The sequence below is a fragment of the Janthinobacterium sp. SUN206 genome (assembly GCF_030587305.1).
Lineage (GTDB): Bacteria > Pseudomonadota > Gammaproteobacteria > Burkholderiales > Burkholderiaceae_D > Janthinobacterium > Janthinobacterium kumbetense.
Window position 1 is genome coordinate 500,782 of the sequence record NZ_JAPWIB010000005.1, and the last position, 12,696, is coordinate 513,477.

The following is a 12,696-nucleotide window of genomic DNA, read 5'->3' on the forward strand; positions in this document are numbered from 1 at the left end:
TGGAACCTATCATGACTTCAAGTCCACACCTCCTCAATACCACTGCGCCGCTGGCGCGCGGCACCGATTCCAGCATTGGCGGCCTGTTGCTCGAATCGGGCAAGATCACGCCGGAAAACGCCGAACGCGTGCTGCGCATGCAAAAGGAACTGGGCATCCGCTTCGGCGAAGCGGCCCTGCGCCTGGGCCTGATCACGGAAGCCGATATCGAGCAAGTGCTGGCGCGCCAGTTCGACTATCCGTACCTGCAGCCGGGCGCCGGCAAGTATCCGCAGGAACTGGTGGCCGCCTACCAGCCTTTCAGCCACCAGGTGGAAACCCTGCGCGCCGTGCGCAGCCAGCTGATGCTGCGCTGGTTCGCCCGCGGCAGCAAATCGCTGGTGGTGCTGGGCATGGAGCCGGGCGACGGCGCCAGCCTGTTCGCGGCCAACCTGGCCGTGGTGTTTTCCCAGCTGGGCGAGCACACCTTGCTGGTCGACGCCAACCTGCGCGCGCCGCGCCAGCAGGAAATCTTCGACCTGAAGACACGCCAGGGCCTGTCCGACGTGCTGGCCGGCCGCGCCGAACTCGATATCATCGCCAAGGTGGAATCGTTTGTCGCGCTGTCGGTGCTGTCCGCCGGCACCTTGCCGCCGAATCCGCAGGAACTGCTCAGCCGTACCTCCTTCGTCACGCTCAACAAGCAGCTGGAAAGCCGCTACGACGTGGTGCTGTACGACGTGCCGGCGTATGCCACCGGTTCCGATGCGCTGGCCGTGGCGGCGCGTGCGGGCGGCGTGCTGTTGGTGGCGCGCAAGAACAAGACGCCGATGGCGGAAGTGGCGGCCATGGCCGAGCAAATGACGCATAGCGGCGCCCAGGTGGTCGGTTCCGTGATGGTCGACTTTTGATGGCTGCGCCAGGCCACGCCATGCCGCCGGCGCAGGCCGGCCGCTCCGCCGTGCCGGACTGGCTGCCGCTGGCGCTGGGTTTCCTGGCCATGCTCGCGCCCAGCCTGGTCGGCCTGTTCCGCGGCATCTGGTCCACCGAAGAGCAGGCGCACGGCCCCATCATCCTGGCCCTGTCGCTGTGGTTGATCTACCGCAAATGGCCCGAGATGCTGGCGCAGAGCGCCGGCGCCCGTCCGGCCCGCGCCGGCTGGCCGCTGCTGGCCGTTTCGCTGCTGCTGTATGTGCTGGGCCGTTCGCAGCATATCCTGTCGCTGGAAATCCTCGCCCTGATCGGCACCGGCCTGGCCCTGCTGCTGCTCAAGCGCGGCTGGATTGCCGCGCGCATTCTGTGGTTTCCCTTCTTTTTCATGCTGTTCATGGTGCCGCTGCCGCTGCCGCTGGTGACGACCCTGACCATGCCGATGAAAATGGCGGTTTCGTATGTGACCGAACACCTGCTTTTCCTGGCCGGCTATCCGATCGCCCGCAATGGCGTGATCCTGCAGATCGGCCAGTACCAGCTGCTGGTGGCCGACGCCTGCGCCGGCTTGCAGACCCTGCTGACGCTTGAAGCGCTGGGCTTGTTCTACCTGAACCTGGTGCGGCATACCTCGCCGTTCCGCAACATCGTGCTGGCCCTGTTGATCGTGCCGATTTCCTTTACTGCCAATGTCATCCGCGTGATGGTGCTGACCCTGATCACGTATTACTTCGGCGACGCGGCCGGGCAGGGCTTCCTGCATGGCTTCGCCGGCATGGTGCTGTTCATTTCCGCGCTGCTGCTGATCCTCAGTGTCGACAGCTTGCTGCAGTGGATCGTGCGCAAGCGCCAGGCGGGCCGCGCACCAACCGTGGGAGCGTCGACATGAACGCTGCATTGCGCATGAATATGCTGCTGGGCGCCTTGCTGCTGGGCGCAGCCGTCCTCAGCCACGGCGTGGCGCCGGGCGTGAAGATGGCCGACCAGCGCCCGAGTTTTTCGCTGGAAGCGGCGATACCGCAAGCGTTCGGCGACTGGCGCGTCGACAGTTCCATCGTGCCGCTGCAGGTGGATCCGGAAACCCAGGAGCGCCTGAACAAGATCTACAACCAGACCTTGTCGCGCACCTACATCAATGGGCACGGCGAACGGGTGATGCTGTCGATCGCGTACGGCGGCGACCAGAGCGACAACATGGGCGTGCACAAGCCGGAAGTGTGCTACGCGGCGCAGGGTTTCCAGGTCGAGCGCGACGAATACGGCGAGCTGGCCTCGGCCTACGGCAGCCTGCCCGTGAAGCGCTTGCTGGCCGTGAATGGCAACCGCAGCGAGCCCATCACGTACTGGATCACCATCGGCGACAAGATCAGCAAGGTGGGCATGCAGCAGCGCCTGGAGCAATTGCGCTATGGCCTGACGGGCACCGTGGCCGACGCCATGCTGTTCCGCGTGTCGAGCATCGATACGGATTTGCCGCGCGCCTACCGCTTGCAGGCCGATTTCGTCACCGGCTTGCTGGCCAGCATGCCGGCGGCGCAGCGCAGCCGCCTGATCGGCGCGCCGCCCGGATGAGGCATGGCTTGAACGATGACAAAGCGCCGGCGGGCGCGGCACGGCGTGGCGGACAGCGAGAATCATGAGCAGCGACATCAACAAGAAAAGCGTCAGCGCCGTCAAGTGGGCGGCGATGGGCACGGTCCTCATGTTTGGCCTGCAGCTGGTCACGCAAGTGGTGCTGGCGCGCCTGCTGGGGCCGGAAAACTACGGCTTGTTTGCGATGGGACTGATTGTGCTGACATTTAGCAACTTTCTGGCCGATTTCGGTTTTTCCTGGGGGCTGGTGCAAAACCGCACGCTCAGCGAGGAAGACGTGCGCTTCACGGTGACGTGGCAGGCGCTGACGGGCCTGGCGGCCATGAGCTTGCTGTTTTTCATGGCGCCGTGGATCGCCGCGTACTTCAAGGAACCGCGCATCGCGCCCGTGATCGCCTGGATGAGCCTGACTTGCCTGCTGAATGCGCTGACGGCGCCGGGCAGCAGCCTGCTGCGGCGCGCCCTCGATTTCCGCTGGCTCAACATCATCCAGGTGATCAGCTACATCGTCGGCTACCTGCTGGTGGGCTTGCCGCTCGCGTATGCGGGCGCCGGCGTGTGGACCCTCGTGTGCGCCTGGCTGGGACAGGCTTCCACGGCGCTGGTGCTGACGTATGCGCGCACGCGTTTCTCGCTCAAGCCGCTGCTGTGGTACGAGGGCGCGCGGCGCTCGACGAATGTGGGCGTGACGGTGTTCGTGACGAATCTGTGCAACTGGTGCCTGAACAATATGGACCGCGTGTTCCTGGGCCGCTTCCTGAATGCCCACGCGGTGGGCGTGTATGCGGTCGGCTACAACCTGGCCAATACGCCCAACTCGCTGTTCCTGAGCGCCTTGCAGCCGGCCTTCCTGGCCACGGGCGCCAAGCTGCAGGACGACTTGCCGCGCCTGCGCGACACGTATCTGTCGGTGCTGGCGACCATCTGGATCATCATCCTGCCCCTGTTCGTGCTGCTGGCGATGACGGCGCCGGACTTGATCGGCGTGTTGTACGGCAAGGTGTGGCAAGAGTCGGGCATCGTGCTGAGCATCCTGGCGCTGGCCATGCCCGCGTACATCACGTGGGGCATGTCGACGCCGATCTTATGGAATACGGGCGGCAAGCATCTGGAAAGCCTGCTGCAGCTGCCGCTGATCGTGCTGGCCGGCGCGGCGCTGGTGCTGTGGGCGGGGCAGGGCGGGGCGGTGGTCGCCATGATCGCCGCCGGCACCTTGCTGGCGCGGGCGCTGGTGGTGGGCACGGTGGCGTGCCTGCGCCTGCAGGTGGGGCCGGGCGATCTGGCGCCGCTGGCCGCGCGCGGCCTGGCCATGGGCTTGCTGGCCGCCGCCGGCAGCTGGGGCGGCGCCATGCTGGGCGGCCTGGGCGGCAGCCATCCGCTGCCGGCATTCCTGGGCGGCGCGCTGTTCGGCGGCCTGACCCTGCTGCTGGCCGTGCTGGCCTGGCCTGAACTGCTGGGCACGCGCGCGGTGGGCATGCTTGCCCGCTTCAGCCCGCCGCTGCCGGCCAGGGTGGTCTCCTATTTGCGCGCCCGCTGTGGCGCGCGCGACAACTTACTGGATACGCGAGAACTACATGAGTGAAATACTGTTTGGCCTGTTTGCCGTGGTCGCCGCGCTGGTGGTGGTGTTCGTGATCGCCTTGAGCATCCATTGGGGCAGCAAGCGCGAGACGGGACTGGTGCCGTACGTGTTCTATCCGGTCTTCCTGTCGATCGCCGTGGCGGCCATCCTGTCGAACCGCGATGTCTCGGGCGATGAACTCCAGATGGGCATGCAGGCGCTGGCGCGGCACCCGGCCAGCTCCTGGTTTGGCCGGCTCACGTCCCTGTTCGTGATCTTTGCCTGCGGCGAGCGCATTCTGCACCGCCTGACTACGCGCGACAAGCTGCAGCCGATACCGATGCTGCTGTTCTGGGCGCTGTTCGTGTATTTCCTCAGCAATATCGTCAGTCCGGCCGTGCTGGGGCGCCATACCAATGTATCGCATGAATACCTGTACATGTTCCTGGCCGGCTATGCGGCCTTGCTGATGACGCACAAGGAGGTCGACCTGAGCGTCATCTCGATGCGCAACGCCACCTTGCTGTTCCTGGTGCTCAGCGCAGCCGTGTTTGCCTGGAAGCCGAACATGGTCGTCAACCGGAATTACCACGGTCTGATTCCCTTCCTCAGCATCCGCTATACGGGCCTGGCCAATCACGCCAACAGCCTGGGACCGATGGTGGTGGTGTTCCTGCTGTGCCTGTGGCGCAAGCCCTATGGCTGGCGCCCGCTGAACCTGTTCGCCTGGGGCCTGGGCCTGGGCAGCCTGCTGCTGGCGCAATCGAAAACCAGCTGGATCGCCTGCTTCCTGTGCTTTGCCTGCGTCGCCTATTTCGGTTTCCGCGAACAGATCAAGGAGCGGCTGTTCGATTACCGCCGCCCGCAATTGTCGATCGTCGGCATCTTCTGCTTCATCCTGCTGTGTACGCTTGGCATGTTGTATGTGATGTTTGGCAATATCGATGCCAAGCTGGCGCACTTTGCCACCAGCAGCGAAGGCTCCGACTTGATCAGCTTGACGGGCCGCGACGTGATCTGGCAGGTGGCGCTGCAGGAATGGCACAAGAATCCCGTGTTCGGCTACGGCTTGCCGCTGTGGGATGACGCATTCCGCATCAGCATCGGCATGCCATACGCCACCCATGCGCACAGCCAGTTTTACCAGAGCCTGGCCAGCGCCGGCACCATCGGCGCCATCGGCCTGGTGCTGTATGCCATGGCGCTGCTGTATGCGTGCGCGCGCACGGCGCGGGCCAGCCAGGGCCTGTCGATGGCCTTGTTCGTTCTCATCGCCATCCGCTCGATCAGCGAAGTGCCGCTGTCGCTGACGGGCTTTGCCGCCGAGGCGATGACGCATTTGCTGTTGCTCATTATCGTGACGGCGTATTTCCCGGTGGCCGACAAGCAGGCCGTCAGGGCGCGCAAGGTGCGCGTGCCGGGGATGGCTTGATGCTGTGCTCGGTCATCGTGCCCCTGTATAACAAGGGGCCGTATATCGAAGCGGCGCTGGCCTCGGTGCTGGCGCAAACCCATGCCGACTGGGAAGTGGTGGTGGTCGATGACGGTTCCAGCGATGATGGCGCGCAGCGCGTGCGGGCCTGCGCCGATGCGCGCGTGCGCCTCGTCAGCCAGGCCAATGGCGGCGTCTCGCGCGCGCGCAACCGCGGCATCCTCGAAGCGCGCGGCGACTTGATCTGCTTTCTCGATGCGGACGACTGGTATGGTCCCGTGTATCTGGAAACCATGGTGGGCATGGCGCGCGCCCATCCGTCCGGCTCGTTTTTCGCCTGCGGCTTCGAACGCATACCGGACAGCCGCGCCGCGGCGCTCAGCTACCAGGGCGGGGCCGTGCGCGAGACGCGCCTGCTCGACGACTTTTTCGAGCGGCGCCGCCGTGGCGGACCATTTTTCTGCACGAATTCGGTGGCCATCCGGCGCAGCGATTTGTTGCCCTTGCAACCATGCTTCCCGGAAGGCGAGTCGGCTGGCGAAGACCAGGATCTGTGGTTCCGGCTGGCCGAGCGCCTGACCCTGGTGTTTACGCCGGCACAGCTGGTGGCCTATCGTGTCGAGGTGGCCGGCAGCCTGTGCGCGATCGAGTCGGCCGATGTGCTGGCGCCCACGTTCGAACGGCTGGAACGGCGCGCCCTGGCCTGGCCGGCGGCCAATCCGGCACGGCGTTCCGCCTTGCGGCTGGTGTCCGATGCGCGCGTCAGCGTGGCGCGCGCGGTCCTGGCGCGGGGCCGCCGCGGCGAGGCGCTGGCCGGGTTGCGCCGCGCCGCCGGCGGCGGCATGTCGCGCCACTGGTGGGTGGCCCTGGCCTTGTCTTGTTTGCTGCCGACCCGGCTCGCCGTCAAATGGCAAATGTGGCGCGAAACGCACATTAATAGCTGAGCTGCAACTAATATTAATGTTCGGAAGAATACTTTAGGTATATGCTTACAGGTATTCGCAGTGCCTTCAGCAGTGTCTTCGCCTTTTGCCCGATTTTGTACGGCGGGCCGTCCTGTGTCTCGCAAGCAGCCTCGACAGGAGGCGTATGATATGCCCCACGCAGCGGCGGTATCTTGCTCGATAGTTGATGTTAAGAAGGTAATCTATGAAATTCGCTAAATATACGCTGGTCAAAGTGGCGCTGCTGCTCGTCTGTTCAGCCTGCGGCCAGGCCCAGGCCGACTGGGCCCTGGCGACCGACCCATTGGCCGTCCGCACCTTGCCGGACAACCGCCAGATCCAGCCGCAAAATCCCCCCAGTTTTACTTGGTCGCGCCATCCGCTGTCGCCGGCGTCGTATGTCATTGAAGTCAAATTGGCGGGCGCCGTGGTCAGCACCTTCACGTCGGCGCGCAACTGGTATCTGCCATCCAAGAAATTTGCGGCAGGCACCTATAGCTGGCGCGTGCGTCCCAGCACGAGCAATGAATGGTCGAGCCCGCGAACCTTTGTGATCGACGCCACGTCGAAAGTGTTCGAAGTGCCGGAAAGCAGCACCTTGCGCGCCGCCATCGTCTTGCGCCCGCGCCCGCGCGGCCTGGAGGATAACGCGACCTTTTTTGCGAGCTGGAGCGCGGCCAAGCGCGCCGACCGCAGCCAGGTGCTGACCTGGCTGAGCACCGAGGTGATACGTAATATGACGGCGATCGCGCCCGTCTCCGACGCCGAGTGGCCATTGTCTCCAGGCAAGGTGCGCACGGCCGCCAACGAGGCGCAGAATGCGCGCGTCATTTCGCGCACGAATCAGAGCGCACGCCAGCTCGAAGCGGCCTCGCTGCTGTATCGCGTGACGGGCGAGAACCAGTATCTGGTGGAGGCGATCGCGCGCGGCGACCAGGAAGCCGCGCTCAGCCCGAACGGCGGTACCAGTTTTGTCAACCATGACCAGGGCAACCGCGCCATTGCGCAAAGCCTGATCAAGGCGGTCGACAACCTGGGCAGCGCCCTCGATGCGCCGCGCCGCGCCGCGTGGCTGGAAATGGTACGCGTTCGCACCAATGCGATGTACCTCGACCTGGCTGCGCAGACGGGGCGCCTGGACCAGTATCCCTACGATTCCCACGCCGCCAGCAATATCGGTTTCCTGACGCTGATTTCAACGCTGTCCCTGGGCGATATCCCGGAGGCGAAGGACTGGTTCGATTTCTCGTTCCGCGCCTTTGTCAGTTCCTACAGCGTGTGGAGCGGTCCGGAGGGCGGTTTTGCCAACGGCACGGCGTATGCCGAGTATGAAGCCGACTATGCGCTGCAGATCTGGCCGGCGCTTGCCTACGCGACCAAGGTCGACCTGTTCACCAAGCCTTGGGCCAGCGGCTTCCTCGATTACCTGATGCATTTCGTGCCGCCCGGTTCGCAGACCCACGTGTTTGGCGACGGGCACGAGACGCTGCCTGAAATCCGCATGATGAAGGGTTTCGCCGCGCATTTCGCCACGCCTGCCGCGGCGTGGTATTACAAGAACCTGATCCGCACCGACGATTCGCTGGCCACCTTGCAGGCGCCATACCCGTTGCCGGTGGCGACGGTGGCCACGCCCGCGCCGCCAGGCAACTCGGCGTATTACCCCAGCATCGGCTGGGCAGCCATGCACAGCGACATCGGCAATCTGCAACGCACCTCGGTGTATTTCAAATCGAGTCCCTACGGTTCGTTCAATCACAGCCACGGCGACCAGAACGGCTTTGTGCTGGCCAGCGCGGGCGTGCCCCTGCTGACGGAAAGCGGCTGGTACGACTGGTACGATTCGCCGCTGTGGAGTTCCTGGTACCGCCAGACCAAGGCGCACAATGCCTTGACGTTCGACAATGGCCAGGGCCAGCTGGTCGACGGCTATGAGACGACCATGGCGCGCAACGGCCGCATCACCGCCTTTGCTCCCAAGGCCACCGTCGACTATGTGGCGGGCGACGCCACGCTGGCCTACGGCGGCCAGCTGACGTCGGCGCTGCGCAAGCTGTGGTTCCTGCGCACCACGGATGCCGTGGTGGTGCAGGACCAGGTGACCTCGGCCACGCCGCGCGTGTTCGAGTGGAACTTCCATACGTATGCGCCTATCGTGGTCGACGCCGGCGGCGCCATCTCGGTGACGAATCAGGGCCGCAAGGTGTGCGTGGTGCCGGTCAGCACCGGCGCGCGTTTCGAAAAGCGCACGGGACCTCCGCCGCAGCCCGGTACCTATGAAGAGCATGGGGTGTTCATCAAGTCGGCCGCGGCGCTGAGCGGCGAATTCCTCACGGTGCTCGATGTCGGCTGCAAGAAGCCGCTGATCAAGCTGGGCAAAAGCGGCACGGCCCGCACGCTGACGGTCGGCAAGCAAGTGGTGACATTGCCTAACTGACCGCCGGTTCAAGGAAAATCCACTGTCGTCGTTGCGGCAGTGGATTTTTTAATTGGCGAGCAGAAATTGTTCGATTTCCTGGCCCGGTCCGCCGCGCTGTTCCATTTGGGCGCAGGCGCGCGACACCTGCGCGGCCAAGCCTGCGCGGAATGCCTCGTCGGACAGGGCGCGGCGCAAGCCTTCGCGCATGGCGCCGCTGTCGCCGGCGGCAACGAAGCCGGCGTAATCGCGTCCCAGGTACGCTTCGATGGCTTCGTGGCGTGTGGCGATCAGCGGTTTTCCATTGCGCAATACCCGCAGCAGCACGCTCTGGCCACAGGCTTCGCCCTGGCTTTTCAGCGGCATGGCGACCACCCGGCTGCTTGCCAGCAGCTTTTCAAACTGCGCTTCCGGCAAGTCGAGATGGACCGTGGTCTGCGCCGGGTCTTGCGCGGGGATCTGGTTTTGCGCCGACGCCACGATCACCAGGTGCGCTTCCAGCCCGTGCGCCGCCTCCAGCAGCAGGTCGTAATCGCGGTTGGAAAAGCCGCCGGAGAAGATGCTGCCGTCATCTTGCCGCTGGGACGCCGTGGTGGCACCGTCGAGATGCTGGCGCCACAGGTGGAAATGCACGGCGGAGGGTGCGATGCCGACGTTGTCGGTCAGGTTGCGCGTTTCGCCGCTGGAAAAAGTAATGAATTCCAGTCCGGGGAAATTGAGCAGGCGCCAGGCCCGGTTGATCACGTTGCGGGCCCGCGTGCCATGGATGAAACAAGCCATCACCAGCAGCCGTTGCGGGCGCGGTAGCAGGCCCAGGCGTATCAGCGCCAGCACGGGCAGCGCCTGCCAGCCGACGACCAGCAGGCGGTCTTGCTGGCGCCATAATTTGCGCGTGCGCAACAGCGACGGCGACAGCATGGCGGCCAGGATGGACAGTTTGCTGCGCATGTGCGCCTGCGCGTCCGGCCCGATATGCGTCACGCGCGCGCCGCCCGCCGCTAGATGCTCGACGATGTCGTGGTAGGTTCCCGCTTCCGACAGCAGCACGTGGATCATTGTTGCGCCTTATTAAAAATGAACATTATCACATTAAAACAACAGCCAGGGCCGTTCCGGCGCTCGTTGTCACACAATTAATGATTGGCAATCGACTGCATTGTTACAATAGCATTAAAATGGACGTTTATGCATTGTTTCAGTGTGAGACCTGTCACGCTGCGGCCAGCTTGCCGCTCATCAATGGCGCAAGCTTGGTTTGATGCTACTAATGCAATATAATTAATTATTTCGTAAGGGCATGATATGCTTCGGCGCATGGCGTATTGTATCTGCCTCAACCTTTTTTTGTCGTCGAACCGCCTATGTCCCTGAAGATTTTGCAACTGGTGCCGGAAAGCCTGCCCACGTTTCGTCCCGATGTCGCGGTGCTGTTCGGCAAATACCTGCCGCGCCACGGCGTCGAATGCGATATCGTCGGCATGCCGTCGCAACAGCCGCCGCAGGCGCAGGGTTTCCGTTCGGTACGCCACGGGCGTTTCCTGGGCAGCCGCCTGTTGCGCGAACTGGCTTTCCAGTGGCTTTGCCTGCGCGCCCTGGCGGGCGCCCGCCGCGCCGGTTGCGATGCGATCCAGGTGCGCGACATGGTGCCCACGGGCCTGCTCGCCTTGCTGGTGGCGCGCCTGAAGGGCATACCGTTCTATTACTGGGTGTCATACCTGATCAGCGAGGGACGCATCGAACGGGCGCGCAGCAGCCTGGCGCAGCGCCCCACCTTGCGCGCGCGCCTGGTGCTGTGCAAGGGCTTGCTCGAACAATGGTTGTTGTACCGCATTGTGTTGCCGCGCGCCAATCATGTGTTCGTGCAAAGCGACGCGATGCTGCGCATGATGCAGGCGCGCGGCATCGCGGCGCAGCGCCTCACTGCCGTGCCCATGGGGGTCGACATGGAAGTGTTGCAGGCGCAAGCCATCGCGCCCGTCCGGCCGGAGGGCTGGGAGGAGGTGCCCTTGCTGGCTTACCTGGGCACGCTCGACCAGTCGCGCCAGCTGGAACGCTTGCTGGACGCCTTACTGATCGTGCGCCAGCGCATCCCCGCGGCCTGTTTGTTGCTGATCGGCGCTTCCGATACGCCATCCGACGTCGATGACTTGCTTGCCTATGCGCAGCGTGCCGGCCTGGCCGGGGCCGTGCGCGTGACGGGCTGGCTGCCCTCGGACCAGGCCTGGCCCCTGCTGGCCGGGGCCGACGCCGCGCTGTCGTATATTCCCCGTGGCGCCCTGTTCGACGTCAGTTCGCCCACCAAGCTGCTCGAATACCTGGCCTTGCGCATGCCGGCCGTGGGCAATGACAGTCCGGACCAGGCCGAAGTGCTGACGGCCAGCGGCGCAGGCTGGCTGACGGCCAGCGAACCGGCCGCCATGGCCGCGGCGATGGCGGCCATCTTGTCCGATGTGCCCGCAGCGCGCGCCCGCGCCCAGGCCGGCGTCGCCTATATCGAGGCGCAGCGCAGCTACCGCGTGCTGGCGCAGGCACTGGCGCAGCGCTACCTGGATCTGGCCGGCGCGCGCCGTTGATGCCCATGGCTGGAAGCGCAGGCAAGAAATTGTTGCCGAACACGTAAACGGCGCTCAGAATGCACCATGAGTGGTGTTCCCTGGAAGAAAATTGTTGTAGATGTTAGCGCAATGCAGCAAATATATTTGTCTTCGCGTCTAAATTACAAAAGTACAACATATAATACCAATATGACTACGATAATGCTGCTAGGACCTGCACTTAATGCGGTGAGCGGGGTAACCACCCATTTGAATCAACTATTTCATAGTTCTTTGTCGCAAGACTACAAGCTCGTGCACTTCCAGGTCGGCAGCGAGGGCCGCAACGAGTCGCGCCTGCACAAGCTGCTGCGTTTTGCCTGGAGCCCCGTGCAGTTCGTGCAGGCCATGCGCAGGCAGCGTCCGCAGATCGTGCATATCAACACGTCCATGGAGTGGCGCAGCTATTGGCGCGACATCGTGTATCTGCTGCTGGCCAAGGCCATGGGCAAGCGCGTCGTGTACCAGGTGCATGGTGGCGCCTTGCCGCAGGTGTTTTTCAACGGCAAGCCATTGCTGACGGGTTTGCTGCGGCGCGTGTTGCGCGCGGCCGATGTGGTGGTGTTGCTGGCGCAATGCGAACTGCAGGGCTATCGCGATTTCGATCCCGCGCTGGCGCTCGACGTGATACCCAACGCCATCGATGCGGGCAGCGACCCTGGCGACAGGCCGCTCGTGCCGCAGCGTCCGCTGTCACTCGTGTACGTTGGGCGCCTGGCGGAAAGCAAGGGCCTGTTCGACTTGCTCGAAGGGCTGCGCCTGGCGCGCGCCGCAGGCGTGCAAGCCACGCTGGCGCTGGCCGGCAGCGGCCCCCAGGAAGCGGCGCTGCGCGAGCGCGTCGCCGGACTCGGCTTGCAAGAGGCGGTGCGCTTTCTCGGCCCCGTCTTTGGCGCGGAAAAGGAAGCCGTGTGGCGCCAGGCCGACCTGTTCGGTTTTCCCACCTTGCACCAGGAAGGCTTGCCGTATGCGTTGCTGGAAAGCATGGCCGCGCGCACGCCCGTCCTGGTGTGCCCCGTGGGCGCGATAGCCGACGTGATGCAGGATGGCGTGCATGGCGTGTTCTTGCCGCGGCGCAATCCCCAGGCGCTGGCGGACGCCATCGCGCGCCTCGACGGCGACCGCGCCCTGTTGCGGCGCATGGGACAAGCGTGCCGCGAGCGCATCGAAAGCGCCTATACGGTCGAGCGCCTGGCGCAGGATTTTCGCCGCGTCTACCGCGCCTTGCTGGCGCCGCCGGCAGTCTAGCC

At 64.5% G+C, this 12,696-nt stretch carries 10 protein-coding genes; 9 read left to right on the plus strand and 1 reads right to left on the minus strand.

Annotated elements, in window-relative coordinates:
* The first annotated feature begins 11 nt into the window (after nucleotides 1-11).
* From epsG to O3300_RS25600, 7 genes are all read left to right on the plus strand, one after another.
* On the plus strand, nucleotides 12-890 hold the full coding sequence (gene epsG / locus O3300_RS25570; protein ID WP_077409017.1) for a chain length determinant protein tyrosine kinase EpsG: 879 nt from the start codon (nucleotides 12-14) through the stop codon (nucleotides 888-890).
* On the plus strand, nucleotides 890-1,798 hold the full coding sequence (gene xrtB / locus O3300_RS25575; RefSeq protein WP_289900036.1) for an exosortase B: 909 nt from the start codon (nucleotides 890-892) through the stop codon (nucleotides 1,796-1,798). Before epsG ends, xrtB begins: the two co-directional genes overlap by 1 nt.
* On the plus strand, nucleotides 1,795-2,481 hold the full coding sequence (gene epsI / locus O3300_RS25580; RefSeq protein ID WP_099665079.1) for an exosortase-associated protein EpsI, B-type: 687 nt from the start codon (nucleotides 1,795-1,797) through the stop codon (nucleotides 2,479-2,481). Before xrtB ends, epsI begins: the two co-directional genes overlap by 4 nt.
* A gap of 64 nt (nucleotides 2,482-2,545) precedes the next feature.
* Nucleotides 2,546-4,084, plus strand: coding sequence for a lipopolysaccharide biosynthesis protein (locus O3300_RS25585; protein WP_289900038.1), 1,539 nt, complete (start codon nucleotides 2,546-2,548; stop codon nucleotides 4,082-4,084).
* Nucleotides 4,077-5,495 (plus strand): O-antigen ligase, encoded by a 1,419-nt coding sequence (locus O3300_RS25590; protein ID WP_099665077.1) that lies wholly within the window; start codon nucleotides 4,077-4,079, stop codon nucleotides 5,493-5,495. The genes O3300_RS25585 and O3300_RS25590 overlap by 8 nt, the downstream gene beginning before the upstream one ends.
* Nucleotides 5,495-6,439 carry a glycosyltransferase family A protein gene (locus tag O3300_RS25595; RefSeq protein ID WP_305054478.1) on the plus strand — a complete coding sequence of 315 codons (945 nt, stop codon included), beginning with the start codon at nucleotides 5,495-5,497 and terminating at the stop codon, nucleotides 6,437-6,439. Before O3300_RS25590 ends, O3300_RS25595 begins: the two co-directional genes overlap by 1 nt.
* 205 nt (nucleotides 6,440-6,644) lie before the next feature.
* Nucleotides 6,645-8,876, plus strand: coding sequence for a heparinase II/III family protein (locus tag O3300_RS25600; protein WP_305054479.1), 2,232 nt, complete (start codon nucleotides 6,645-6,647; stop codon nucleotides 8,874-8,876).
* 48 nt (nucleotides 8,877-8,924) lie between these two features.
* On the opposite strand, the gene O3300_RS25605 is transcribed toward O3300_RS25600, so the two are convergent.
* On the minus strand, nucleotides 8,925-9,911 hold the full coding sequence (locus tag O3300_RS25605; RefSeq protein ID WP_305054480.1) for a glycosyltransferase: 987 nt from the start codon (nucleotides 9,909-9,911) through the stop codon (nucleotides 8,925-8,927).
* Nucleotides 9,912-10,216: 305 nt separating this feature from the next.
* Between O3300_RS25605 and O3300_RS25610 the strand changes: the two genes are divergently transcribed.
* Both O3300_RS25610 and O3300_RS25615 read left to right on the plus strand, forming a co-directional pair.
* Complete coding sequence (locus tag O3300_RS25610) at nucleotides 10,217-11,428, plus strand: glycosyltransferase (protein ID WP_305054481.1); 1,212 nt, start codon at nucleotides 10,217-10,219, stop codon at nucleotides 11,426-11,428.
* Between the two features lie 255 nt (nucleotides 11,429-11,683).
* Nucleotides 11,684-12,694: a glycosyltransferase family 4 protein gene (locus O3300_RS25615; RefSeq protein ID WP_305054482.1), complete on the plus strand. Its 1,011-nt coding sequence runs from the start codon at nucleotides 11,684-11,686 to the stop codon at nucleotides 12,692-12,694.
* The last annotated feature ends 2 nt before the right edge of the window (nucleotides 12,695-12,696 follow it).

What these genes read in the sequence shown, in the direction of transcription:
- epsI (WP_099665079.1), top strand. Translation starts at nt 1,795, where the DNA reads ATGAACGCTGCATTGCGCATGAATATGCTGCTGGGCGCCTTGCTGCTG.
- O3300_RS25595 (WP_305054478.1), top strand. Translation starts at nt 5,495, where the DNA reads ATGCTGTGCTCGGTCATCGTGCCCCTGTATAACAAGGGGCCGTATATC.
- O3300_RS25585 (WP_289900038.1), top strand. Translation starts at nt 2,546, where the DNA reads ATGAGCAGCGACATCAACAAGAAAAGCGTCAGCGCCGTCAAGTGGGCG.
- xrtB (WP_289900036.1), top strand. Translation starts at nt 890, where the DNA reads ATGGCTGCGCCAGGCCACGCCATGCCGCCGGCGCAGGCCGGCCGCTCC.
- O3300_RS25600 (WP_305054479.1), top strand. Translation starts at nt 6,645, where the DNA reads ATGAAATTCGCTAAATATACGCTGGTCAAAGTGGCGCTGCTGCTCGTC.
- O3300_RS25610 (WP_305054481.1), top strand. Translation starts at nt 10,217, where the DNA reads ATGTCCCTGAAGATTTTGCAACTGGTGCCGGAAAGCCTGCCCACGTTT.
- O3300_RS25590 (WP_099665077.1), top strand. Translation starts at nt 4,077, where the DNA reads ATGAGTGAAATACTGTTTGGCCTGTTTGCCGTGGTCGCCGCGCTGGTG.
- O3300_RS25605 (WP_305054480.1), bottom strand. Translation starts at nt 9,911, where the DNA reads ATGATCCACGTGCTGCTGTCGGAAGCGGGAACCTACCACGACATCGTC.
- epsG (WP_077409017.1), top strand. Translation starts at nt 12, where the DNA reads ATGACTTCAAGTCCACACCTCCTCAATACCACTGCGCCGCTGGCGCGC.